We start from the raw sequence: 24012 nt of genomic DNA on the forward strand, positions 1-24012 counted from the left end.
CCTCCTTTGTTCTTGCACTTTTTACTCTTTAATCAACTGCGTCACTATTTTTTTTAGTATTTTTTATAAGAAATCTTCAGTGACGGAATGGCGACGCCTTTTCCTTTCGTGACTCTGCCGACAACCTTTGCACCTTTTCCAAGTGTTTTCAATGCATTTTTTTCCTCCTCCTCTGGGCAGATCACGGCGAATCCCATTCCCATGTTGAACGTCTGGTACATCTCATGATTATCGATTCTTCCCAGATCAGCGATGATCTCGAAAATTGGGTTCGGAGGAAGAGGATCATCAATTTCGAATTTCACATCACCTTTGATTCTGACAAAATTACGGAGACCTCCGCCGGTAATGTTGACCATGCCGTGTACTTTGCATGATTTGATCAATTTCATGACCTTTTTCACATAAATCTCAGTTGGTGTGAGAAGTTCTTCGCCGACAGTTTTATCGAGCGGTGATATGACCTCGTCGTAGTCAATTCTATTCTCTTCGAACACCTTTCTTGCCAATGTCAGTCCGTTTGAATGAATTCCCGAACTCGGCAATCCGATGATCAAGTCGCCCGGCGTTACTTCGCTTCCATTGATGATTTTCCGCTTATCAACAAATCCAAGGCAGCTCGCTGAGAGATCAATTTCCTTAACGATTTCGGGCATTATCGCTATCTCTCCTCCCACAATATCAACATTAGCCAATTTGGCACCGCTCTCGAGACCTTTTCCAATTTCCTTGGTGATTTTCTCATCAGGTCGATCCATGGCAATGTAATCGACGATCGCGAGCGGCTCCGCGCCAACGCAGATCGTGTCGTTCACATTCATCGCGATGCAATCGATCCCGACAGTATCCCATTTGTTCATTCTTTTGGCGACGAGGAGTTTTGTCCCCACGCCATCGGTGCAAAGAGTGAGGGCGACGTCACCAAAATCGATTAAACCGGTGAATTGACCTTTGATCGGCAGCGCCATACCAAATCCCCTTCGTTTATACTTGAGCTCTTCAACAAGCGAACCGATCGCCATCGATTTTTTATGTATGTCGACGCCTGCCATTTTGTAAGTCCATCCTTCTGGATTCATCGCGCACGCCATCTAGTAATCCCCATCGATTGAATTAACCTTTTTTATTCTTCTCATGCGCACATCCTCATGCGTAAAAACCAAACATTTATTTGGGCGGCGAAAATAATTGAATCGAGATGTCGAGACGCTGGGTCGTGGAGCGCCGCAGGGATTTTTATTACCGGAAAGCGAAGGAAATGAACTACAGGAGCAGGGCCGCTTTCAAGCTAAAACAGATCGACCAGCGATTTGGAATTTTGAGACGCGGGGCAACCGTTGTTGATTTGGGCGCCGCACCTGGCGGATGGCTTCAGGTTGCAAAGGAATCGGTAGGATCTAAGGGTCTCGTCGTCGGTGTTGATCTGCAACCAATCTTGCCGATTGAAGGCGTCATGACCATTCGCGGGGATATCAGGTCGGAAAAGACTGTGGAGAAGGTGCTTTCGGTGATCGGAGGTCGCGCGGATGTTGTGCTTTCCGACATGTCGCCGAATATCAGTGGAAACTATTCAACCGACCATGCAAGGTCTGTCGAGCTCTGTGAGCATGCCCTCGAGTTTGCGAAAAAGAGTCTGAAAGATGGCGGAAGTATGGTTGTCAAGATCTTCCAGGGGGATCTGTTGAAAGATTATCTGAGGCAGATGAGGGAGAACTTTTTGGATGTAAGGTTGCATAGTCCGAAAGCCTCGCGTCCCACAAGCTCGGAAATCTATATCATAGCGCGTGGTTTTGTTCGCAATGATAAGAAAGAAGAAGATGTGGACAATTCGATCAACCAGTAGGTCGTTTTGACTGCAAAGTTTTTATGATCGAGTTCCATTAAAGAACGGAGAGTAGATCGAATGATCACATATATGACCATAATTTTCAGCTCCAACGGTTCGAGACCGTCCGAAGTACTGAATGCGCTGCACAATCTCGGATTTGAGACAACGACTGGCGCCTACGACTGCGTCTATCGATGGGACAGCAAAGCGACGGTGGAAGATGCGATTTACCTTGCTGACAAGGTTCACGCCACTCTCAAGGGAATGGGTGTTCTTTTCAAGTTAGAGACGGTCAGCGATGAGCTCTGATTTTTCGCTCGAGGTTGAAGGAAAAGTGGAACGAGTAAGGTGTCAGAAGATCATCTGTGTTGCCCGCAATTATCTAGAGCATGTCAAGGAAATGAGGGCTGAAGAACCCGAGGAACCAGTGATCTTCTTGAAAGCACCGAGCGCACTTACTGAAAATGGTTGCCCTATTCTCATTCCTGATTCAATCGGTCGGGTTGATTACGAAGCAGAACTCGCTGTTATTATCGGGAAAAAGGGGAAGAATATACCATTCGATGAGTCAAGGAATTATATTCTCGCTGTGGCCGCGTTCAACGATGTAACAGCAAGGGACATACAGATGGAAGCGAAGAGGAAGGGTTTGCCATGGGCGATCAGTAAGAGCTTTGATACATTTGCCCCAATTTCCAAACCAGTTTTGTTGAAGGATGCTGGTAACATCGATCAAATGGATATCACTCTCAAACTGAACGGCCAGATTCGCCAAAGCAGCAATACATCAATGATGATCCACAAAATCGATTATCTCATCTCTTTCATTTCGAAGTTTATGACCCTCGAGCCCGGAGACATCATTGCCACTGGTACACCCGGAGGCGTGGGACCGATGAGCCCTGGTGATGTTGTCGAAATCACAATAGGAAATTGTCTTTACCTTCGCAATCCAGTCGTCAGAATCTAATCCCAGAATCGTTTTGTTCTCGCATATTGAATCTCGGCGCTGAGGATCCCTCTCAGAAATTCATCTTCATTTTCATAGAAACCCGAAAGAATCCTTGCTGCGGTATCAGGTCCAACTCCTCGTGCAGAAAGCACAAGAACTGCTTTTTTTCCGTATTCTTTAACGAGACTTGCGTTCTTGTAAATCTTATGGATTTCCTTTTTTTCTTCTTCCGTCAGTTGCTTCTTTTTCAGTAATTTTGCCTGATCTTTATTGTATGAATGTAAAGCTGCAACCATGACCCCCTGGCATTTTGGGCAAGCGATGTGCTTTGGCAGGTTGCGAGGGGTTGAGCGCCATTGGTTGTGACAGTTAAGACAAGTGAGATAAGCTACTTCATCTTCGAGCCTATTCTTAAGCGCTACAAGAATCGAATGATCGGCGCGTTGCGGCATGATGAGATCTCTAGAATGTTCAAGTCCACTCATCCCGATTGGGGAAATCCCACATATCTCGATTCTGATCTCTCCTCTTTCAATTTTTCTGAGGACCTCAATAGTCCTTTCAAGATCAAGGTCCTCCCATAGGATCTTGTTAATCGCTTCTTGATACAGCGGGGTATTTTCAAAAATCTCTATCAGTCGAGAAAGATTGATTGATCTATAATCTGCACCTTTCTCAATGACACCGAATTTCTTTGCAACGTAGATGAATCGCCAGCGTATGAACGATGAATTCCTGATCGCTTTCTTGATGAGCTCCTGTGCATTCTCAGCTTTAATCGATTTGATTGTTTCCAAGATCATCGAGGGAGCAATATCTCGCGGTAATTCGATGAGGATTCTATACGGATCGGTTCGTACAGAAACGCTCTCTCCAAGCCGCGCGCTGAGAAGGAGTGATAACAGAATTGCGATTGTCTCGTTGACTCTCGAGCCAAAACAGGCATTGAGAACAACGGTTCTCTTGCCGACATCGAGCGTCAGAAAATTGTCCGTAGGCATCGGATATCGCTCATTTTGTTTATCGAGATACTCTTTCAATTTTCTGAAAGCCTCTTCATCACCTGGGTATCTTTCGAAATCCTGTTTTGATCTCAGGGCTCCGACTTCTTGGGCAACTTCGAAGGGAACTGGTATTTCCTCCCCCACCCAGGATGGAATTGATCCGATCTCTCTGACCTGCTCCACAAGCAGCTCATCCTCCCTCATTTCGATGATACGCCAGGTCCTCCCTCGGGTGATGAATGTGGCGTAAGGTTCGGCGAATGAAACGACGAAACTCTCATCAAGCGAACCCACAACCTTTCTGCTGCCGATATCCCTCACACGATATGTCTTTTCGTCAGGAATCATGGAGACGTTTTCGTAGAAATACCGCATTCCTCTACCTGATCGTTTAAAAGAATCAATGCTGATCCTAAGTAACCCGATTTGGCCGAGCTGGTTGAGCACATTCATAAATTCGTCTCTTGTCAAATTTCTGAAGGGATATGTTTTTGTGAATATCCTGTACGCATCATCGATTTTGATGTCTCCGCTCATTGCCATCGAAATGATTTGGTTCGCAAGGACGGTCAGAGGCTTTTCCCGTACAATCGACGCTTCCAATTCACCGTTTAGCGCCCTTCTTGCGATGACAAGGCTTTCCGCGATTTCATCTGGTGTCGAGGCGATGATGATACCCTTTGATACCTTTCCAACTCCGTGCCCTGACCTCCCGACTCTTTGGACGAGTCGCGTGACCTGTCTCGGCGAATTGTACTGAATTGCAAAGTCCGCGCTTCCGATGTCGATGCCCAGCTCGAGTGAAGAGGTGCAGATCAGCGCTTTGATCTTTTCACTTCTGAACGCCTCTTCCATCTCCTCCCTGATCTCTTTGGAGAGAGATCCATGATGAACACCGATCGGAAAGTTTTCGTCCCAAATGTGATATCTTGCCGCAAGCGCTTCGGCTGTATCTCTTGTATTCACAAAGAAGAGCGTCGAACGATGGGATTCGATCAGCTCCCGTCCCCTCCTCATGCATGCAACAAGCTGAGGATCACTTTGCAGGATGCCTGCCAGTTCCTTGTCCTCTTCGGTAATCTCAGGCCCCTGTACGCGAATGTCGAGCGTCTTGATCACATCGGTTTGGATGATGGTAACCTCCCGACCTACGCCTCCGAGAAACTTCGCAACCTCTGATGCGGTGCCCACAGTCGCAGAAAGTCCGATTCTCTGGAATTCGCCAGCAAGATCAACCAGTCGTTCAAGCGCGACTGCTAATTGCGCGCCTCTCTCATCAGAAGCGAGCTCGTGGATCTCATCAATAATGACCCATTGAACGTTCTCAAGATGCCTTCTCAGCTTCTTCCCAGTGAAGAGAATTTGGAGAGTTTCTGGAGTTGTGATCAGCACTTTTGGTGCGATTCTTGCCTGCGTTTCTCTTTCCGATTGCGCCGTGTCTCCATGTCTTACAGCAACGCTGATGCCAAGATCTGTTCCGAACTCGCTAAAGCGGCGTAGCATATCTCTGTTGAGAGCTCTCAACGGCGTGATGTAGAGGCACATGATCCCCTCGCCCTCCGCTCGAAGGATTTTGTGGAAAATCGGAAGCATCGCTGCCTCCGTCTTCCCAATTCCAGTCGGGGCGACGAGGAGCACGTGCTTCCCCTCCAGAATATGGGGTATTGCATCTTTCTGGGGGTCCGTCGGTTCTCGGATACTTTTTTTCTCGAGAATCTTTTGAATTCTTTCATCAAGAAGTTCGAATACCATAACCGAAAGCGCCAGCAACGAATAGATTGTAATATTTCAATATATCGATTCGTTATTTTTTAATCGAGGAGGCTTACAGAAACATTGAAAAGTCAGATTAACCCATAGCACTCATTGGCAAAGGCAAATAGATTTTGAGGAAGGAACGCGATGAATCCATTGCTCGTAAGTCCGAGAGAATTCGAATTAGTTATTGTCGCACTGCTTTTGGTTTTCGGTGTTGTACTCGCATTTGTAGGTCACAGGATTTACAAAAGCATTCTTGCGGTTGTCGGTGTGGTCCTCGGCTTTGTCATTGGGTTTACTCTTGGCTCGATGTTTAGTGGGATTATTGTCGCGTATATACTCGGAACGCTTGGAGCAATTTTCCTCGCTCTCGTTTTTTATTATCTCGTTGCCACTGCGATGTCGCTCATTGTTGGTGCTGCAGTATTTCTGCTCGCTCACGCTTTGGGAGTTAGTCTTATCATCTCCCTCATCATCGCCACAGCGGTTTTCGTGATCGTTTTCTTAACCTATGATCGGATTGTCGCTCTCTTTACGGCGCTCGTCGGTGCCACGTTGGTTGCCTGGGGACTCGATATTCTTGGATTCCAATGGATCATCGTCGCGATCATTTTCTTCATCACTACGATCTCTGGTGTGATCGCTCAGTGGATCGATATCTCCTCAAAAAAGCCTCGTCCAGTTGAATCAAGAAATCTCCCATCGAAGATCGATATCGTAAAACGATGTCCCAATTGCGGTCACGTCCTCACATACATGCCGGAATATGATGCCTGGTTTTGTTACAGTTGTGGGAAATACAGTTGATGATAGTTCGCATCAAACCGAGTTTTATAGCTTACTCAATGATCTACTAGCTGTTATCAAATTAATTGATTCGAGCTATTCTACAACGAGATGGTCTGCACTTATTTTTTAATTCACCGCAATCCTACGATGCCTTAGTCGGCTCTGTTGCTTCAAGTAGGAGTTCAGATATATCTTTCACTGGAATATTGGCATTGATTTTCTTCGCGCCCTGTTCTAGGTTTAAGACACAGAAGGGGCATGAGGAAATGATCATCTCAGCTCCAACATCCAAGGCCTCTTTAACCCTCTCGGCAGCGATATTGACTGCATAATCGTTGAACGCCGATTTATATCCGCCACCGGCACCGCAACACATCGAACTCATCCTGTTGTGCGCCATCTCAACGAGTTCGATGCCTGGAATAGCCTTGAGCACTTCCCGAGGAGGTTCGAAAACACCAGAATGTCTACCTAGGTGACAGGGATCGTGATACGTCACTTTCGCTTTGATCTCCTTGGTGAATTTGAGTTTCTTTTCCTTGATGAGTTTTTGAACGTATTGCGAGAAATGATAGACCTCGAAAGTCGGATTCGAATAAAATCGTCCATAGTCCTTCAGCGTTGTCTTATAACAACCGGCGCATGTCGTTACCATCGCTTTTGCGCCTCTCCTCTCAGTCGTCGTGATTGTATGTTCTGCGAATCTCGGCGTCAGGTCGGTCATACCAGTTCTCAGCGCAGGTGATGTGCAGCACCATTCATCCGCTCCCAAAACGTCGAGCTTGACGCCGGCACGATGGAGGACGATGACGCCAGCCCTCGCGATATTCTGAACTCGATAGGATGCGGTGCATCCAGCGAAAAAGATGACCTCCGGAGTTTTCTCTCGCGGCACTTCTGCTGGAAACCAAGCGTCTCTTTTCTCTACAGGCTCTCCATACGGATTTTTCACTTTCTCTATCCTTTCGTGGAATTTCTTGTGTGCGGGTAGCGGGCCAGCGCCCTGCTCCACAACCCATTCTCTTACCTTTTCCCAAAATTCCGCAAATTCGATCTGAACGTGGCAGACGGTCCAGCATGCAGCACATCCTGTACACATGTATAATGCCTGGACAAATTCATCGTCAATGTCGACTTTTCTGCCGAGAAGTTTGTCAACTGGTGATCTTTTCATCAATTGATTGAGGTAAAAAATCTTACCTCGAGGCGTGACCGATTCCCACGGTGTCTGCTTCCAGGTTTCACAAACGCGGATGCAGTAGCCGCATTGCAGGCAAGCAAGCAAATCTCTCTTAATATCTGGTAGTTTAACCATTTGCGCACCTCAATCAATTTGTCAGATCATGGAGCTGCCTTTAGTTGAAGGCGAATCCGGGCTATGGATGATTACTGAATATTTATTTTTTCTCCAAATGCAGCGCACCGATTCGAAACAATTGATTAATAGTGGCGGTTACTCAATTAATTTTCATTTAAAAGTCAGCATCTTTTTGCTCAGAAAATGCGAAGGGGATTCTGAGAATCTTTCTTACATCAGGGTGTTCAACCCTCAAGAATAGGGACGTATCCGTACCAGGTGCCTTCGAGTTTTAACATGTGGATATTCTCTTCAAGAAGTTTTTTGTGACCTTCCTCCCATTTGGCCAGCCGTTCGAGGAGTGCTTTGACATTTGAATCAGATGCAATATTGGCCGCATCGGTATATACTCTGATCGAATTATCCTCGATAGAAACACCAACTTCGATGATTTTGATCTCGCCCTCAATTGAACGGCAATCTTCTTCCAAGTTTTCTGTGAAAATCTTTCGAGGAATGAGGCTGGCATATCTCTTCGAAGGTTTTAATTCTGAGAGTTTCGCGCTTGGTTGAATACGAAAGATTTCACTTTCGATCATCGATCTATGCATCTCTTCATCTCTTGCCAAACCTCTAAAGAGTGCAGACCCCTTTTCATCTTTAACACATCTCGATAATTGCATGTAATACTCGTATCCAAATCTCTCGATCTCAATTGCCGCTGCTAGTATTGAAATCTTGTCTCTTGCTTCGTCCACCCCTTTTTCTCCCTCCGTATCGATTAATCAGAATTTACCAAAGTAATTGCGGTTTTTCCAATCTTTACCGGGTTCTCACAAATCGTCATAATTTTACCTTACGAGGAAACAATCGTTGCTCATTATTATTTATAACTTTTTAGAGATCTCAAAAAAAGATGACTCATTGAAAGTGCAAGATCGGATTTCGCGATTCGAAATGCAAATTCCGACATAACGAAATTCTTATAGCGCTTGAAGGGGTTTTATGGGCAGCGTGAAAGCCTCCCTAGCAAGGCGTATCTTTCCTCACCAGACTTGCTAGAAATGAGGAGGCAGGAGGAGATTGGGACGGTTCGCGTGATCGTCCTGAAAAAATCAAAGATGAGGAGGAAACGAGTCTATGTATGGCTATTGGGGAAAAATTTTGAGAATAGACCTGAACACCAATAAAGTCTCCACGCAGGAGTTCGACGAGGAATTTGCGAAAAAGTGGCTCGGAGGAGTTGGCTTCGGAATCAAGATCTGTTATGATGAGATTCCAGCCGGCGCCGATCCTTTGGGCCCCGATAATGTCTTCGTCCTTGCGGTAGGTCCTATCCAGGGTCACGGGATCCTCGGCTCTGGGAGATTCACGATCTCGTTCAAGTCTCCTTTGACTGGCTTCTGGGGTCAGTCGACGGGAGGCGGATATGTGGCCGAAGAGCTCAAGAAATGCGGATATGATGCGTTGGTAATTAAGGGTGCGGCAAAGAAACCAGTGTGGATCTCAGTGATGGACGACAAAGTCGAAATTCACGATGCCTCGAAGCTCTGGGGCAAGGATGTGCACGACACGCAGGAGGCGCTGTGGAAGGAAGTCGGTGACAAGAATGCTGTCGTAATCCCGATCGGTCCTGCGGCGGAGAACCTCGTCAGATATGCTGCACTCGTCACCTACGATGGTCATGGAAATGCTGGTCGGATGGGTGGAGGCGCTGTTTTGGGATCTAAGAAAGTGAAAGCGATTGTGCTCAAGGGAAGCAAGAAAAACACCGCAAAGGATCCCGAGAAATTAAAGGCGCTGAAGAAGGAAGTCGCAGCCGCCGTCAAAGACAACCCATTTGCAAAGCAGAACCGAGAAGAAGGGCAGGCAATGGCGGTTATCCCGAGGGAACAGCTCAGCCTTCTCCCGATGAAGAACTTCTCACTCGGATCGTGGCCCGAGGGTGCGAGGAAGATTGGATCCGCTGGTGGTGAATTCAACCAGGTGCTCAAGCCAAGGCCAGATGCATGCTCAAACTGCGTCATGGGTTGCCACAGACGTGTCACGATCAAAGAAGGGACACCTTGTGATATGGACGGCTACGGTCCAGAGTATGAGACGCTGGGGATGATGGGTAGCAACTGCCTCGTGGACAACCTGAAGGCGATTAACTACGCTGGTCACCTCTGCAACATGTACAGCATGGACACGATTGAATTCGGTGGTGTCGTGGGCTTTGCGATGGAAGCCTACGAGAAGGGGTACATCAAGAAAGAGGATCTGGGATTCGAACTCAAATGGGGTGACGGAGTCGCAATGTGCAAGCTTGCCAAGATGATCGCGATGAGGTCGAACCCGATGGCGAAACTTCTTGGCGAAGGTTTGAAGGTAGCTGCGAAGAAACTCGGCTGTCCACAAATCGCCGTTGAAAAGGACAACGCAGTAATCCCAGCGCACGACCCGAGAGCGTTCTTCTCGATGGCTGTTAACTACGCGACGGGGCCGAGAGGTCCGTGCCATGTAACTGGATTCCCCGAGGGGTCAGAGCTTGGTATTCCTGTGCCTGAGTACGATCTTCCACCGATGGACAGGTTCGATGACAAGTTGAAAGGGAAAGCTGCTGTTGCGTGGCAGGACATCTGCCAGGTCGATAATGCATTGAGCTACTGTCTCTTCTATGACTTCGCTGGTTATACGCATCAGATGAAGGCGGACATACTCAACGCGATTACTGGCTGGAACTACACGACAAAGCAACTCTTCCAGGAGGTCGGCGGGAGAATTAACCAGCTCTGCAGGATGTTTGCCTTGAAGCATGGATATGACCCGAAGAGGAACGACACGCTGCCGCCGAGGATGTTCGAACCTCTCAAAGAAGGCGGCGCCGCTGGCAAAGTGCCCCCGCTCGAAAAGATGCTGAAAGAGTATTACGAGGTGAGGGGCTGGGTTAACGGAATCCCGACGGAAGAGACGCTCAGGAAATTTGGATTGGACTTCGCAATCCCAGACCTCAAGAAAGTTCCAGATGGCAAGAAGTGGATCTGGGCATAAGCCCTTTCCTTTTTTTTTAAATTTTATTCATAAAATATCGATTATGCATGCAATTACAAAGTTGAGGTTGCAGTTATTGTAATAAGAGGATACGGCCAGATATCATAAACCCTGTCTCATTGTCACTTCTTTTACCAGTCATCCTTTCGATACTAATGGCAATAATGAGAGTCTTTTCGAGAACTTTCTGATCAAACTCGTATTCTTTTTGACCTGTGTAGTGTTCCATGATGATCTGGAGAGCCTCTTTCTTTTTTTCAACATCTGTAATAAATGACGCTGTCCCAAAACCGATGATGCTGAGGTAACTCATCTCAAATCCACAGGGTCTATTGCTTTCAACGAGTTCAATATCGACATCGATTTCAAAACAGACCCTGTTGTTCTTGCGCATCATTTCAACCTTCTTCCCCCTTCAGCCGAATGGAGATAAATATGGCCATTGCTATAGCCAAAACTCAAGGGGACGACGTACGGCTCACCATCATTGCACAACGCAATTCTGCAGACCTTCGCCTCGTTGATAACCGACTCGATCAATCCAAGATCATTGATCTCTTGAGCGCTCCTTCTCATAACCATGATATTTCACACCTTTAGCGACTGGAGTTTCAATGTCGATTTAATAATCATGCCTTTCCAGAAATGAAGATGCAGTAATCGTAGTGAATCGGACCACTTTTCGTCGTCTCACACGGAAATTCTTGGCACACAAAGCAGTAATCTACTTTTTTTCGATTTGCACATGTTGCTATACCGCAGAAGCGATTTTCCTTTGGTATGCAACCCTTCTTACCGTTCGGACATTTTTCCATCTTCATCAATGGGCAAATTTCGCAAGCAATACCGCAGACACCGATTCTCGTACCCTTTATTTTTTCTTCCATGGCTCATGATTTCTTGCATAATAGATGAATATTCTTATCCGATGAGACTCCTTGATTTCTGCTGAGATTCCGAAAATAAATCGAGAAGGTGAGGGATTTGAGGATTTTATCCTGGAATGTCAACGGTCTCAGAGCAGTCCTCCAAAAAGGATTCATTGAGTGGCTTAGATCTGATAATCCAGATATAATTTGCATTCAGGAGACGAAGATTTCGGATCGGCAAATGCCGCGGGCACTGAGTAGGGTAAGGGGATATCACATTTACCTCTCGTCATCGCAGGAGAAGAAGGGATACAGCGGGGTAGGACTTTTTTCTAAGAGGGAACCAATTTCAATTGAGAATGGCATCGGCATCGAGAAATTTGATAAAGAGGGAAGAATCCAGATTGCTCGATATGAAGACTTCCTTCTTTTTAATGTCTATTTTCCAAATGGGAAGGCATCGATGGAACGTCTAAGGTACAAACTCGCATTCTATGATCATTTCTTGCATTATGTGAAAAAGTTTTTGGAAAAAGATGAGAAGATTATCATCTGCGGGGATGTTAACACCGCGCACAAGGAAATCGATCTGGCAAGACCGAAAGAAAACGAGAAGGTTTCAGGATTTCTTCCGGAAGAGAGGGCATGGATCGACCGTTTAATTGAAAGTGGTTTTCTCGATACTTTTCGAGTCTTTAACCAATCACCTGGCCAGTATTCTTGGTGGGATATGAAGACAAAGGCGAGAGAAAGAAACGTTGGATGGCGCATCGATTATTTCTTCATCAGCAGGAACATGTTAGATCGCTTGAAGACAGCTTTCATCTTGAAAGAAGTGCAGGGCAGTGATCACTGCCCTGTCGGCATCGAGCTTATCTGATCATAAGCGATCTATTGCTATTCCTTTGAACGCTTTAACTGGACCCAACGCCATATTGGGTTGATACTCAGTTTTTTACCCTCTCCTCTCGATTTTCCAGTGATCAGGATATCTTTTTTAAACAACCAGACAGCAATGTAGACTGTGAGCAGTCCGAACAACGCCTGGTAAACGATGCCTGCGGCGACAAAGGTATAGTTGTCTAGCATCAGATTCTGCATAGCCAACATGGGATGTGAAAAAGGAATTGCAAACAGTATGATCTGAACAACAAAAGGTAGCGTATCGAAGTCGCCAAAAATGAGAATGAACATCGGAATGATTGCCAGGAAGGTGATGGGCATGGTAAGTGTCTGTGCGGATTTCATATTCTTTGCGAAAATGCCCAGCAGCATGCAAAGTGCGAGTGCCGCAAAAAGACTGAGAAAGAGTGTAATCCCTGTTAACAGGTAATCGAAGAGACTCAATTCGAAGCCATAAGTCGCCAAATCTACCGGTGATTGTTGCTGGATCGAAGAGATGTAATATCCGAAGCCGATCATGTAGATGACCGCCATAATCAGTCCAACAATCGCAGCACCGACAAGTTTTCCGAAGACGATGGAACTCCTTTTCACAGGCAATGTGAGGAGCGTTTCAAGCGTCTTGTTTTCCTTTTCACTTCCCATAGAAGAAATGACCGTTCCACCAGAAATGACAATGACAAGAACGACTACGAGAGGAATCACGAAACTCTGTTGTGAAAGAATGCCCATGATCGTCGTTGGGGATACACCCGTCAATTGCCTGTTCTTGAACATCGTCGTCTCGTTTTTGACCGTGGGGTTAAGGATGGTTTTCGGGCTCACTTTCGATTCGTTACCAATGAGATGCTCTGCAATCGCAAAATTCATCTGCTGGATGAGCGCTTCAACGACGCCTGATGGAATACTGTCGAGAACGCCACTTCCCCTCATGATCCAAATGATTTGGATCTCGCCTGACCTATTATTCAAAATGTTCTCTGAGAAATTATCTGGGAAAATGATAAGCGCCGTGCCACCTTTTTCCTCAACTGTCCTAATCCCTTCATTTATATCGGAGTCGTTATAGACAACCTCAGCGAGCTTTGTGAGCGATGATACCGCGATCTCCGAAACTGGCGTCTTGTCGAGATCGATGACGCCGATGATTGGAGGTTTTGAAGCTTCTTCACCAACGCTGCCTATCATGTTTCCTAGCGATCCGAAAATAACGGCCATAACGATGATCGGCACAATCGTCGCTGGTGTTAGAAGTTCTCTAATCTCCTTCTTTGTGATGTTCAGAAATCCTCTCATGAGACCACCTTGACAAATACATCTTCGATATTCTCAGCGCTGTATCTCTCTTTCAGCTCCTTGGGAGAACCAGTTTCGACGATCTTGCCATCGTTGATGAGCGCGATGCGGTCGCATAGGAATTCAACTTCAAGCATGTTGTGCGATGAGAGGAGAACTGTCATCCCCTCGGCTGAAGCCTTCCTCACGATGTTTCTGATTTCCTTGGCATTGATCACATCGAGACCAGAGGTAGGCTCATCGAGAATTGCAATTTTCGGCTCAACCATGAGGGCGCGGCCGACGAGAAGGCGACGTGTCATCCCTTTGCTGTAAGTCTCCACTTTATCGTCAATTCTTTTACCGAGATTTGCGATATTAATACCTCTTTCCACCATCGATTCATATCGTTTTCCGAGCGACGGATCGAAGAAAGCTGCAATGAATTTCAGATACTCCCTTCCCGTCAGATTCTTGTAAGCGCCAGCATCCTCGGGAAGGTAGCTGATGATCTTCCTTATTTCATCCTGATCTCGCTCGAGATCCTTATCGAATATCCTCACACGGCCCGAAGAAATCTGCAACAGTGTTGCGAGGATCCTGAGCGTCGTTGTTTTACCCGCACCGTTCGGGCCAATCAGGCCGAAGATCTCGCCGACGTCGACGGAAAATGATATTCCCTTAACTGCAGTGAATTTTCCGTACATCTTGACGAGGTTGCTCACCTCGATTGCCTTCAATAGGTATACCTCCTCGAATCCCTAATCGACTCCATGATCGAATTAATCTAGATATTAAATTGACTGCCTAAAAATCGATCATATCACTTCTTAATCCCAGCTTCCTCATCAGTGTGAGACAATTTTTGGGGGCGTACGCATTGTAATCGTTGTTCCAGTATCCATAAACCTCTTCAACATCAAGTGATTCCAGAATCTTAGCCCATTCCTTGATCTCGTTCTCGCTGTATTCATAACGGTACCATGACTTGCGACCATGCCATCTCACGTATGCGAAGCCAGCAGTGATCACATCCTGAATGATCATTTTAGGGGAATCCACGAGACACGTTGCGACCTTATATTTGTCCATCAAAGATCTTGTTTCCGAAGTGATCCAGCTCTGATTTCTGAACTCGATCGCGTATTTATGATTACTAGGAAGTGTGGCAAGGAAGCTCTCAAACTTATCAAAGTCCTGTTTCATCGCAGGTGGTAGCTGTATTAGAATGGGACCGAGTTTTTCGCCCAACAAGTCCAGTCTCTCGATAAAAACCGATAAGTCCTCTTCGACACCTTCGAGACGCTTGATATGGGTGATCTTACGACTCATCTTAGGACAAAAAATAAAATGCTCGGGCGTTCTAGCCTTCCAGCCCTTGACCATGCCCTCGTACGGAAGCCTATAAAATGACATGTTGATCTCGACCGAGTCGAAATATTTTGCATATTCCTCAAGCATTTTTTCTGGCGGGCAGTTCTGCGAATAGAGCTTGCCGATCCAGTCTCTGTAGCTCCAACCGCTACAGCCGAGGTAGTACTTCTTAGTGGACATCGCTATTATCATTCGCTATGGTTCTTATAAATTCGAATGTTGTGATTGGCCAGAATTCAAAATCGTTTTGAAAAGAATACAGTCTTTCAGCTCCCAAGGTTACAGGTGCATGTCCAAGATAACACGGAATCATCACATCAGCGCTATCCAAGTGAATTCCTCATGAGCGAGAATATTCAAATCGTCGAAGAGATTCCCATTCACAGCTTAATTAATATGTTCAAAATTGAGTGCGCTGATATTTCATCTTTAGTGCTATCAGCACGACGTTCAGACTTAACGCGATGGCATTCCAGAAAATGACAGGCAAACTGTCTATCAGGATGCCGTAAACCATCCAAAGAAACATGCCAATGCCAAGGAGCAAAAGCATGCCTGACGAGACATCCTCCATCTTTTTTGTTCTAAATCCCTTAACAATCTGAGGAACGAATCCCATAGTCGTGAGGAAACCAGCTAATAAGCCCAGAAGTGTCCAATTATCCATGATCGGGAATATCTATTCCACAGATTATGCTTTCTCCCCCCCCCAAATTCTTTTGTGATGAAAAATCCCCTTTTAGACTCTTTCTCATTATCTAGGAGATGTGATGAATTCGTTATTAGCTCAATCAATTGTAGACAGAAAAGGCATAATTCTGCCAGAAACCGGTATTCAGGCTTCGTGCAATTGATTGAAATTAGATTCATGAGTTTGCAACGTGAAGACTTTCAGAAAGCGACGCCGTGAAAAGATGCTTAAGAATAAAATTGTTCAATATGTAGGAAAGATGTTGAAATCAAAAATTAATGCCATTCTCATCATTCCGCTCCTCGGTTACCTTTGCATAGAAAATGCAATACTGTCTCAATATCGCATGTACCAGTTCTAATTAATTGAATAAACTCCTTTACCGTCCACTCAATAACCCGAATTTATTAACGGGCGAATCATTAGTTACATGACGAATCTCGTGAGAATTTGCACTGTTAGCCATATCGCTGGAATGGTGAAGAAACGTGTTGATTGAGGTTCTCGGTCTCCTCTCGCTCGGTTTTCTTGTCGGGCTCAGCGGGGCCATAATCCCAGGTCCACTTCTTGCATTTACTGTACTTGACACGAGTAAGAAACAGAAAATAACGGCGCATATAATCATCTTCGGCCATGTTGTCTGGGAATTAGGAATCATCCTTCTCATTCTCGTTGGTTTCGGCTACCTTCTGATCAACAACAAGTGGATTGTTTTTCTTATTGGTGGAGTTGTTCTTGCGATCATGGGAACAATAATGATGCTTGGAAAGGGAGGAGAAATCAGGATGAAGAGCTCCCGGGTCGACTCTTCTTTTGTCGGCGGGATTTTCTACACAGCATTCAACCCATCACAACCAGCCTGGTGGGCAACCGCTGGCCTTGCCTTATTGATAACAGGATTGGAGGTATTGGGTATTGCTGGCGTCATTCTCGTCACATTCGGACACTGGCTATCAGATTTTGCTTATTACTTACTCGTCTCTTTCATCATTCATCGGCATGAAGAATTCATCAATCCCCGTCAGAGACAGCTGACATTGATCCTCGGTGCCTTTCTCCTAATTCTGGGCATCTATTTTCTAATCGTGAGTTTTAATGGTTTGGGTTGAATTTTCAATATTGATTGGCAATTGGCAAATTCATTCCAAAATAATCGAAAGAGAGATGTTATCATAAAGACAAAAAGTCATCCAAAAAAGAATACAGATGCTAATCAATGGTTAATAGCAACTTCTAGTGATTTTTTTCGCAATGGGGTTTCTGCAAATTTGATAGGGATATGAGATCACTTATCACTTCTACGTCTAGGCAAATAGATACTCGTAGACCGATTCTTCGTATCTCGGTCTTTTTATATTCCGGAGCACAGTCCTTTTTTTCGATCAAAAAGACAGATTTGTACGTTCACTTTTTCACAATAGAATGCATCTTCGCGTCACTCTTATCATAATTAATGAGACCTCAATGAGTCATAGAGATTCTAACTTCGATGTATAAGAATCTCACTAATGGCATATAGAGCTAGCAAATTCGTGAATAACACCTTATCAACAAGTAAAAGTCTACTCTATGGAAATCGAATCAAATAGAATGTTGAGGTATATTGATGGAAACCGGGATTTTTAATGCCAGTTCTCTTTTAGCAATTACTCAGGGATCTCCGGTCTGATCATTACGTTTAATCATATTGTTCTTCGCCCTATCGTACGAGTGCTCGATCGCGTCCAGAGTTATGAATTCCTTTTCAAGCGAAGCCTTCTGAAAATTGAACTCGCGCACGAAATCATCGACGTGCCGCTCAAAAGTCTCTTGATCACCGAGACCCGTGTCCAGCTTCAGCGCCATCTTATAGCCAGCTATTTCGAAAAGCCATTTAAGCATACTCAGATCGTTCTTGTCGATTCCTCTTGTCAATTCCATTTTATAAATAAGCTCACGCCAGTGTTCTGCCCATGCAGGCGTGAGATAAAAGACTCCAGGATAGCGTTTTAACAAACGATAATAACCATCCGTACCGCCAAGTACTGCTGCAATGCAATCATCCACTGGTCGACCCTGATCATCCGTGAGCATGAATAGGTCTCGTCCGCACTCCTTCTCAATCTCAGAGATATCTTTGAACGCATTGCCGCAGAGGCCATAAAAGAGAAGGATGGATCTGCACTTCGGCGCAATGAGATTCACAGATTCCAAAACCTCCTTCCGTAATCTCTGAGGGTCTTCATGTAGTCCCATGGATTTCATGAGGATCAGAACGTTAAAGCCATCTTCTGGGAAGTGATCAAGTTCGTCTTGTTTGATCGGGCAAATCTTTGCCTCGACTTGTGCTCTTCTCAACTTCCTCAACAGGTTCTTTGAATCCTCATTTTCGATGACGAAGACTCGTGCGATATCCTTATCGCGTTTGATGGCGTGGACGATTTCGTCCTCAAGAATGGGGCAACCGATAATGCCAAGAGAGCCGGATACGGAATTCACGGGGATATGAATCACAGCGCCTGTATTAATGATTAATGTTTGAAATTCGATTCGAACTCGAAAAATGTAGTTTCAAAGCATCAGGAAGGCTCCCGTTCCGCAAGCCGATGTTCATGTTATAGATGAAACTGGGTTTGAGGGTTCCGTAAATCCTGCACAGATAAGAAGTTTGCTCGTTAGGGTAGGGGCTTCTCTCTCTTCAAATAATAGATAGTCTCAGATAATAAGTAAAATTCCCAATTAGACATGAATTCGCAGTACCCTCGTCCGTAGTTCTCTCATGACAAAAATAATTGAAGGAGACTGCCAACTTGATGTCTCTTGTATTCATTCGGTGGTCGGACGAGTGAAATGGGCCCGGTCGGATTTGAACCGACGACCATCTGGTCTCTCAGAAGGATCTTATGAGCCAGACGCTCCGCCAGACTAAGCTACGGGCCCTTTGGTTTACGGATTCAGGTTATAATGCGGATTCATATAAAGGTGTTGTCCTTTGTCAGCTATCAAATGGCAACTTCAGTTGTTAACCCTTGGCGATAACTCATTATATTTCTTATTCAAATGTTTATACTGCTGAAGGAGATGTTTATGGAAGGGCGCCGGATCCCTCCTGGTCAGAAGCCGATTCGGGAATTCCCGCTATTAAGTGATGGCGAGATACCTCGCATTGATCTATCGAAATGGGATCTCACTGTGGAAGGATTGGTGAGAAATAAATTGAGATTGACTTGGGATGAGCTCCTCGTCCTTCCATTTATCAGCGTAACGAGCGATTTTCATTGTGTGACAGGTTGGAGCAGACTGGATAATCAATGGACTGGTGTAAGATTCGTAACAATTGCGAAAATGGCTGACCCGCTTCCCGACGCGAAAAGCGTCTACATGACCGCCGATGATGGATATACGACCAGCGTGTTTCTTCGAGACCTGATGGAAGACGATGCTCTCCTCGCCTATAAATTCGAAGATAGGCCGCTTGACCTAAATCATGGTGGTCCTTTGAGACTCGTGATTCCAAGGAAGTATGCGTATAAATCGATAAAGTGGATCAGGCGAATTGATTTTATGGCAGAGCAGAAAGTCGGTTATTGGGAAGGGAGAGGATACAGCGACGCCGCTGACCCTTGGAAAGAAGAACGATACAGCAGTCACTGAAAAAGGATTTGGTGGATTAGAGGGGCGATTAGCCTTGAGTACTTTGGAAGAAGACCTCGCAATACTCTGTGAGAAGGCGAAACAGTATGGTGCATCGAAGGCAACAATCATTTCTGCTGACAGGATCGTTGTCGATCCGAGAGTCCGTCTCAAATGTATGATTCCACTATGCGCGAGTTATGGCGTTAACCTTATGTGTCCTCCCAACGTCATAAGCCCAGAAGAGTTTGCAAAAATCCTTTCACTCTATCGTCATGCGATTCTTGTGCAGGTACCATTAACAATCAATAATGATTTCGTGAAGATCCTTGGTCAGGGAAAGTCGTTGTCGGAGATCCGAGAAGATCAGAATTATCGAAATTTATTATCGAAAGGTGATAGACAACTCATTGAGATTCTCTGCAAACTCGAGAAGGATTGTCTTGAAATGGGTTACAGGTTCGCTACGGGTCTATCGGCTGGAACCTGCAGGCTTTGTGAAGAATGCGTCGGACAGCATTCTGGAAAACCTTGCAGACGCCCTTTCGTAGCGAGACCCTCGATGGAAGCAGTTGGTATTGACGTGATCCAAACAGCAAAGAATGCCGGAATTGATCTAAAATTCTTCGCAAAGACGACGCCTGTGTGGTTAGGTTTGCTCCTTGTAGATTGATGGGGGGAAGCAAAACGATTGTTTGGTATACATCTTTTTCTTCCTTTTTAAAAGGGTTTCAAATAATATTATGACGGATTGTTGACATGTCCACAGTTTCCTTGAAAAAAATGATTGAAGGCGGAGCGCCGTCGAGCGGGATCGAACCGCTGACCTTGTGGTTTCAACTCCCTAGGGGGGATTAACAGCCACACGCTCTACCAGCTGAGCTACGACGGCATAATTGGGCGACGCTCTAAAATGCCAGCCTCATATTAATCCTTTTTCCTTACTTTGATTAATTCTTATTGCAACCGAGGATGAATTTTCAGCGAAATCTCTTGGAGAGGAATCGTTAGCTCATGGATATAAGGTCTGAAATCGGCAACAATTCATCGTTTAGCCAAGCGATTCGCGAAGCTCTTTGACGGTGTTGCTCATCGAATCTAGTGTTTTTTTGAGATTGTCGAGGAATGGTTGCAATTTATCCGTCGTGACAGCTCCTTCAGGAGAGGGCTTTATGAGTCCTTCCTGTTCAAGAATCCTGAGCGAATACCGTACTTTATGCTGGGGGCAGTTCAATAATTCTGACAATCTTATTATACCGATCGGTTCGTGTGTCATGATTGCTTTGAGCATTGTCACGTGTCTCTGGAGTAAATCGATCTCGCTTTCGATTTTGCTTGTCAGAATGCTTCTTCCTCGCATTTTCTTCTCCAAGAGACGTGATAACATGTGTTGATATTTTATTCTATCTCTTTTGTTGGGATGTTCATCATAGACTCGATCAATTTCTTTCCGAGCTAAGCATTTTTTCTAATCCAACTGTTTGTCAGGCTCGTTTACCATTTTGATCTCGATAAGCATTTTAGAAAATAATTAAAGAATAGAATGGACTTGGTAAGAGGACAGAGCATCAACAAATTGTATATGCGGTAAAAAAGAATCATTCGTGTTTATAGGGTATAATGATATCCTCTGGCAGGCTGAAAACTGGCAAGCCTTATATAAAGAATTAGTCATTGAACACGCGTGGAAAGTGAAGACAACTCTTTTGAAAAAACCCTAAGCCAAAAGATTGATTCATTTATTAATTATCTCGAACGAAGGCGCATATCTATTATTGCATTATTTGCTTACATAGTCTTTCTTGCTGTCGTCAGAGATTTATCTGAATATCTTCTACTTGACCCAGAATTCGTCACCACGCCACATCCATGGATTTACAGCATCGCACATCATGTTGCTTTTTACGTTGTTGTGTTTTTAGGATTAACGCTCCTTTTGACGGCATTTTCTGGTCGCGGGCTTGAAAAGTCCGTGAATTTTCTTGCAAGCTTTTATTGGATTATTCTTCTTCCGCCATTTTTGGATTATTTCGTTTTCGGCGTTCGTGAGAATTACGCGTATTTTTCGCCAACGGATTTTGCCAATGCACTATTCCATTTTAGCGGAGATAGGTTACACTATGGGCAATTAATAGAAGTTGCAGTAATCTTGTTCGTACTTTTTTCATACCCGATCTGGACGCAAAGAAGTAAGTTCTTTGATATCAGGGGGCGCCTCGTTACAATCTTACGGGTCGCATTTCTACTCTTCTTTGCGTTTCTATCGATGTTCTTTCTTTCGACGCCAGGACTGTATCTTCCAGTTGGTACAGTTGGTGGGATCCCTCAATTTCCCGCTTTTGACCTTGTTAAGTACAGACAGACCCACCTTTTCTTATTTTCTTGGTATCTGATTGTTGGTTTGATTCTCTCTTTAGGAATCGTTTATATCGCGAAGAAAACGATTTTTACAAGACTCTTCATGAGCCTGCGGCCTTTTCAGACTTTGTTTTTTGGGATCATCGTTGCTGCGGGAGTTGTCAGCGGATGGAGATCTTCTGGCTCAATCGTATACGTCACTCATATTTTCGAAACCCCGTACTGGGTCAATCTTTCATTTGTTGGCATATCGATAATTTCAGCGGTACTCGCGTGGTTAGTTTGTGTCATTTGGAATGATCTAAGTGATCGTTTCACAGACGTCCCAACACGCATGGGTAGGGCTCTTGCGTCTGGATTGATTGATGAAAAGACCGCTCTAGAAACATCGGTCGTTCTAGCGGCTATTTCACTATTCTGTGCACTTTTATTATCATTTGTTCAATTGTTTCTCCTATCAATAGTTTTTCTCATCTCAATTGCCTACTCATCTAATTTGATCCGATTGAAACAACATATGTTGAGGTCAGCATTGATAGGGATCGGGGCTTTTCTAGCCTTCATTTATGGGTTCGTCACACCATTCAGTGTTGTTGAAGAATACACGACCGGAGGAATATACGCCCCGCATCTCACTGGAGCTATTCTGATCCCTAATTTGACATCGGATGGAGTGATTATTGGTTTCTTTATGTTCTTAGGCATTCTTATCGGCTCGATGATAACTGACATAGAGGGTTATAAAGAGGATATACGGGGCGGTGTGAAAACGGTCTACACGGTCTTGGGGTTTGAAACAGGAGTTCGCGTTGTGGCTTTCTTGATATTTTTTGCATCATTAACTCCTCTTGCAATATTCAGGAACATAATCGATTTGGTGGTCTTCCCATTCTTAGGAATCGTCGCCGCTGTCTCATTCAATCGCTTGAGAAGATCGGACATGGTAATGTTCATCGCGTTCATTGGGTTAATCTATGCTGCACTAAGGTATCTCAATTTGTTCGTTGGCATTTGATGTAAAATTGAGACTTAAGTCCCCTTTGAATTGATGAAAAATAGAGCGAAGGAATCATAGGAATGATATGCAATAATAATTCTTTCCATGTCCCCGCTCCTCTCGCAATCTTTGCGCAATCCGCAGAGAGTATTTCAATATTACAGAAGTTATCAAGAAATGAATCTAGAGCCAACGTCCCTAGCACTCGGCGCAATAGTGGCTCGATTATTGAGGCCGCCTTGATATCTCTTAAGATATCATTTTCGATCGCCTTTGCATAATCTCGTAGGTGTCTCCAATCTTCTTCATGTGTAATGAAGTTCCAAACGGCCTCGCCCCCTCTTAAAGCGGAAATGAAAGAATAGGTCATTCCTTCACCTGTTATTGGATTCGTGAGACCTGCTGCATCGCCGACGGCAATCGCTCTCTTGGTATGGATTTTCTTTCTCACTGAAAGTGGAATTGACCCGGCAAGAAAGGTGTCAGAATTTGTCACGTTACAATCCTCATTAGCACATTTTGTCTCAATTTTTTTGATGATATTCTGAATCACCTTCTTATTCAATCCAACACCGCCAGCACCTATATTAGCACTTCCTGAACATGGGAATAGCCATCCATAGCCATAGGCTGGTGGTTTAAACTCCAAAAAAGATCTTTCTCTCTTGAGAGTAAAAAAATAGAATTCCATCATATTGCCAGGATCTGCAGATAGCCAGATGTATTTTGACATCCCAGATGCGAAGATATTTCTTTTGTACGGCCCTAGTAATTTGTTGGCAGAACGACTGTGGGCGCCTTCCGCGAGAATCAAGCATTTGCCTTCATACATCGAATTGTTTGTACTGACTTCAATATGATCAGGGTATTCTGTAACATCTGTTACCTCTTCCTCAATGAAGTCTGCACCCTCTTTTTCTGCCGTTTCAGCAAGAAAAGCATCAAATCGTCTCCTTACGACGGTTAATGCAATCCTGCTTTTCGACCGAATTTCATTGTGTGAGGAGTCTCCAAATAATCTTACACCGTAGATCTCCTTTTCGATAATGGAATCTGGAATTCTTACATCAAGGTACTTCAAGGCCCTTTCTAATATGCCGCCCCCACAACATTTGTCTCGAGGCATCTTCTCTTTTTCGAGCAGCAGCGTTCTCAATCCTTTTCTTGCGCATTGGATCGCTGAATAAGCTCCTGAAGGACCGGCACCACTGATGATAACGTCATAGTGGAGACTCAGTGAAGCCACCTCTTCGCGAATTGAATTCACGCATG

24 protein-coding genes and 2 tRNA genes are annotated in these 24012 nt (G+C 44.9%); 10 read left to right on the forward strand and 16 right to left on the reverse strand.

What is annotated here, in order from left to right; all coding sequences use genetic code 11:
• Positions 1-53: 53 nt before the first annotated feature.
• Positions 54-1079 carry a phosphoribosylformylglycinamidine cyclo-ligase gene (locus tag H5T41_06610; GenBank protein ID MBC7108440.1) on the reverse strand — a complete coding sequence of 342 codons (1026 nt, stop codon included), beginning with the start codon at positions 1077-1079 and terminating at the stop codon, positions 54-56.
• A gap of 119 nt (positions 1080-1198) precedes the next feature.
• Here H5T41_06610 and H5T41_06615 point away from each other — a divergent pair, with 119 nt between their 5' ends.
• From H5T41_06615 to H5T41_06625, 3 genes are read left to right on the forward strand one after another with little or no spacing between them, the layout of a single operon-like run.
• Entirely contained in the window at positions 1199-1843 is a 645-nt protein-coding gene (locus tag H5T41_06615) for an RlmE family RNA methyltransferase (GenBank protein MBC7108441.1), read from the forward strand.
• A gap of 60 nt (positions 1844-1903) precedes the next feature.
• A complete protein-coding gene (locus tag H5T41_06620) occupies positions 1904-2137 on the forward strand; it encodes a hypothetical protein (GenBank protein MBC7108442.1) in 234 nt (77 codons plus the stop codon).
• A complete protein-coding gene (locus tag H5T41_06625) occupies positions 2127-2798 on the forward strand; it encodes a fumarylacetoacetate hydrolase family protein (protein MBC7108443.1) in 672 nt (223 codons plus the stop codon). Before H5T41_06620 ends, H5T41_06625 begins: the two co-directional genes overlap by 11 nt.
• Here H5T41_06625 and H5T41_06630 read toward each other — a convergent pair.
• Positions 2795-5536 carry a DEAD/DEAH box helicase gene (locus H5T41_06630; GenBank protein ID MBC7108444.1) on the reverse strand — a complete coding sequence of 914 codons (2742 nt, stop codon included), beginning with the start codon at positions 5534-5536 and terminating at the stop codon, positions 2795-2797. The genes H5T41_06625 and H5T41_06630 overlap by 4 nt on opposite strands.
• Before the next feature lie 150 nt (positions 5537-5686).
• Here H5T41_06630 and H5T41_06635 point away from each other — a divergent pair, with 150 nt between their 5' ends.
• Positions 5687-6349: a hypothetical protein gene (locus tag H5T41_06635; protein ID MBC7108445.1), complete on the forward strand. Its 663-nt coding sequence runs from the start codon at positions 5687-5689 to the stop codon at positions 6347-6349.
• Positions 6350-6473: 124 nt separating this feature from the next.
• Here the strand turns inward: H5T41_06635 and H5T41_06640 are convergent, their stop codons facing one another.
• Both H5T41_06640 and H5T41_06645 read right to left on the reverse strand, forming a co-directional pair.
• Positions 6474-7646, reverse strand: coding sequence for a (Fe-S)-binding protein (locus tag H5T41_06640; GenBank protein ID MBC7108446.1), 1173 nt, complete (start codon positions 7644-7646; stop codon positions 6474-6476).
• A gap of 227 nt (positions 7647-7873) precedes the next feature.
• A complete protein-coding gene (locus tag H5T41_06645) occupies positions 7874-8386 on the reverse strand; it encodes a ferritin family protein (protein ID MBC7108447.1) in 513 nt (170 codons plus the stop codon).
• A gap of 406 nt (positions 8387-8792) precedes the next feature.
• On the opposite strand from H5T41_06645, the gene H5T41_06650 reads away from it, so the two are divergent.
• Complete coding sequence (locus tag H5T41_06650) at positions 8793-10661, forward strand: aldehyde ferredoxin oxidoreductase family protein (protein MBC7108448.1); 1869 nt, start codon at positions 8793-8795, stop codon at positions 10659-10661.
• Between the two features lie 73 nt (positions 10662-10734).
• On the opposite strand, the gene H5T41_06655 is transcribed toward H5T41_06650, so the two are convergent.
• From H5T41_06655 to H5T41_06665, 3 genes are read right to left on the reverse strand one after another with little or no spacing between them, the layout of a single operon-like run.
• Positions 10735-11058 carry a pyridoxamine 5'-phosphate oxidase family protein gene (locus H5T41_06655; GenBank protein MBC7108449.1) on the reverse strand — a complete coding sequence of 108 codons (324 nt, stop codon included), beginning with the start codon at positions 11056-11058 and terminating at the stop codon, positions 10735-10737.
• On the reverse strand, positions 11055-11243 hold the full coding sequence (locus H5T41_06660; GenBank protein MBC7108450.1) for a pyridoxamine 5'-phosphate oxidase family protein: 189 nt from the start codon (positions 11241-11243) through the stop codon (positions 11055-11057). The genes H5T41_06655 and H5T41_06660 overlap by 4 nt, the downstream gene beginning before the upstream one ends.
• Positions 11244-11290: 47 nt before the next feature.
• Entirely contained in the window at positions 11291-11548 is a 258-nt protein-coding gene (locus tag H5T41_06665) for a DUF3795 domain-containing protein (protein ID MBC7108451.1), read from the reverse strand.
• A gap of 88 nt (positions 11549-11636) precedes the next feature.
• On the opposite strand from H5T41_06665, the gene xth reads away from it, so the two are divergent.
• Positions 11637-12410, forward strand: coding sequence for an exodeoxyribonuclease III (gene xth, locus H5T41_06670; protein ID MBC7108452.1), 774 nt, complete (start codon positions 11637-11639; stop codon positions 12408-12410).
• A gap of 17 nt (positions 12411-12427) precedes the next feature.
• Here xth and H5T41_06675 read toward each other — a convergent pair whose 3' ends face one another.
• The 4 genes from H5T41_06675 to H5T41_06690 form a co-directional block, all read right to left on the reverse strand.
• Positions 12428-13729, reverse strand: coding sequence for an ABC transporter permease (locus H5T41_06675; GenBank protein MBC7108453.1), 1302 nt, complete (start codon positions 13727-13729; stop codon positions 12428-12430).
• Positions 13726-14448 carry an ABC transporter ATP-binding protein gene (locus tag H5T41_06680; protein MBC7108454.1) on the reverse strand — a complete coding sequence of 241 codons (723 nt, stop codon included), beginning with the start codon at positions 14446-14448 and terminating at the stop codon, positions 13726-13728. Before H5T41_06680 ends, H5T41_06675 begins: the two co-directional genes overlap by 4 nt.
• A 67-nt stretch (positions 14449-14515) precedes the next feature.
• Positions 14516-15262, reverse strand: coding sequence for a DUF72 domain-containing protein (locus H5T41_06685; GenBank protein ID MBC7108455.1), 747 nt, complete (start codon positions 15260-15262; stop codon positions 14516-14518).
• A gap of 220 nt (positions 15263-15482) precedes the next feature.
• Complete coding sequence (locus H5T41_06690) at positions 15483-15749, reverse strand: SemiSWEET transporter (GenBank protein MBC7108456.1); 267 nt, start codon at positions 15747-15749, stop codon at positions 15483-15485.
• 512 nt (positions 15750-16261) lie between these two features.
• Between H5T41_06690 and H5T41_06695 the strand changes: the two genes are divergently transcribed.
• Positions 16262-16882 carry a LysE family transporter gene (locus tag H5T41_06695; protein MBC7108457.1) on the forward strand — a complete coding sequence of 207 codons (621 nt, stop codon included), beginning with the start codon at positions 16262-16264 and terminating at the stop codon, positions 16880-16882.
• Positions 16883-17423: 541 nt separating this feature from the next.
• Here H5T41_06695 and H5T41_06700 read toward each other — a convergent pair.
• Both H5T41_06700 and H5T41_06705 read right to left on the reverse strand, forming a co-directional pair.
• Complete coding sequence (locus tag H5T41_06700; protein MBC7108458.1) at positions 17424-18251, reverse strand: DUF1638 domain-containing protein; 828 nt, start codon at positions 18249-18251, stop codon at positions 17424-17426.
• Positions 18252-18603: 352 nt separating this feature from the next.
• Positions 18604-18692 (reverse strand) — tRNA-Ile (locus tag H5T41_06705).
• Positions 18693-18839: 147 nt separating this feature from the next.
• On the opposite strand from H5T41_06705, the gene H5T41_06710 reads away from it, so the two are divergent.
• Together H5T41_06710 and H5T41_06715 are read left to right on the forward strand one after the other, a co-directional pair.
• A complete protein-coding gene (locus H5T41_06710; protein ID MBC7108459.1) occupies positions 18840-19406 on the forward strand; it encodes a molybdopterin-dependent oxidoreductase in 567 nt (188 codons plus the stop codon).
• Complete coding sequence (locus tag H5T41_06715) at positions 19309-20058, forward strand: DUF2284 domain-containing protein (protein ID MBC7108460.1); 750 nt, start codon at positions 19309-19311, stop codon at positions 20056-20058. Before H5T41_06710 ends, H5T41_06715 begins: the two co-directional genes overlap by 98 nt.
• Positions 20059-20184: 126 nt before the next feature.
• Here H5T41_06715 and H5T41_06720 read toward each other — a convergent pair.
• Positions 20185-20277, reverse strand: a tRNA-Asn gene (locus H5T41_06720).
• Positions 20278-20436: 159 nt separating this feature from the next.
• Positions 20437-20745 (reverse strand): hypothetical protein, encoded by a 309-nt coding sequence (locus H5T41_06725; protein MBC7108461.1) that lies wholly within the window; start codon positions 20743-20745, stop codon positions 20437-20439.
• A gap of 324 nt (positions 20746-21069) precedes the next feature.
• Between H5T41_06725 and H5T41_06730 the strand changes: the two genes are divergently transcribed.
• A complete protein-coding gene (locus tag H5T41_06730; GenBank protein MBC7108462.1) occupies positions 21070-22758 on the forward strand; it encodes a UbiA family prenyltransferase in 1689 nt (562 codons plus the stop codon).
• On the opposite strand, the gene H5T41_06735 is transcribed toward H5T41_06730, so the two are convergent.
• Positions 22736-24007 (reverse strand): NAD(P)/FAD-dependent oxidoreductase, encoded by a 1272-nt coding sequence (locus H5T41_06735; protein ID MBC7108463.1) that lies wholly within the window; start codon positions 24005-24007, stop codon positions 22736-22738. The two genes, H5T41_06730 and H5T41_06735, sit on opposite strands and share 23 nt — an antisense overlap.
• Between the last annotated feature and the right edge of the window lie 5 nt (positions 24008-24012).

Source organism: Methanomassiliicoccales archaeon, assembly GCA_014361295.1.
Taxonomy (GTDB): domain Archaea; phylum Thermoplasmatota; class Thermoplasmata; order Methanomassiliicoccales; family JACIVX01; genus JACIVX01.

What these genes read in the sequence shown, in the direction of transcription:
- H5T41_06610 (MBC7108440.1), bottom strand. Translation starts at nt 1,079, where the DNA reads ATGAATCCAGAAGGATGGACTTACAAAATGGCAGGCGTCGACATACAT.
- H5T41_06615 (MBC7108441.1), top strand. Translation starts at nt 1,199, where the DNA reads ATGTCGAGACGCTGGGTCGTGGAGCGCCGCAGGGATTTTTATTACCGG.
- H5T41_06620 (MBC7108442.1), top strand. Translation starts at nt 1,904, where the DNA reads ATGATCACATATATGACCATAATTTTCAGCTCCAACGGTTCGAGACCG.
- H5T41_06625 (MBC7108443.1), top strand. Translation starts at nt 2,127, where the DNA reads ATGAGCTCTGATTTTTCGCTCGAGGTTGAAGGAAAAGTGGAACGAGTA.
- H5T41_06630 (MBC7108444.1), bottom strand. Translation starts at nt 5,536, where the DNA reads ATGGTATTCGAACTTCTTGATGAAAGAATTCAAAAGATTCTCGAGAAA.
- H5T41_06635 (MBC7108445.1), top strand. Translation starts at nt 5,687, where the DNA reads ATGAATCCATTGCTCGTAAGTCCGAGAGAATTCGAATTAGTTATTGTC.
- H5T41_06640 (MBC7108446.1), bottom strand. Translation starts at nt 7,646, where the DNA reads ATGGTTAAACTACCAGATATTAAGAGAGATTTGCTTGCTTGCCTGCAA.
- H5T41_06655 (MBC7108449.1), bottom strand. Translation starts at nt 11,058, where the DNA reads ATGATGCGCAAGAACAACAGGGTCTGTTTTGAAATCGATGTCGATATT.
- H5T41_06660 (MBC7108450.1), bottom strand. Translation starts at nt 11,243, where the DNA reads ATGGTTATGAGAAGGAGCGCTCAAGAGATCAATGATCTTGGATTGATC.
- H5T41_06665 (MBC7108451.1), bottom strand. Translation starts at nt 11,548, where the DNA reads ATGGAAGAAAAAATAAAGGGTACGAGAATCGGTGTCTGCGGTATTGCT.
- H5T41_06675 (MBC7108453.1), bottom strand. Translation starts at nt 13,729, where the DNA reads ATGAGAGGATTTCTGAACATCACAAAGAAGGAGATTAGAGAACTTCTA.
- H5T41_06685 (MBC7108455.1), bottom strand. Translation starts at nt 15,262, where the DNA reads ATGTCCACTAAGAAGTACTACCTCGGCTGTAGCGGTTGGAGCTACAGA.
- H5T41_06690 (MBC7108456.1), bottom strand. Translation starts at nt 15,749, where the DNA reads ATGGATAATTGGACACTTCTGGGCTTATTAGCTGGTTTCCTCACGACT.
- H5T41_06710 (MBC7108459.1), top strand. Translation starts at nt 18,840, where the DNA reads ATGGAAGGGCGCCGGATCCCTCCTGGTCAGAAGCCGATTCGGGAATTC.
- H5T41_06725 (MBC7108461.1), bottom strand. Translation starts at nt 20,745, where the DNA reads ATGCGAGGAAGAAGCATTCTGACAAGCAAAATCGAAAGCGAGATCGAT.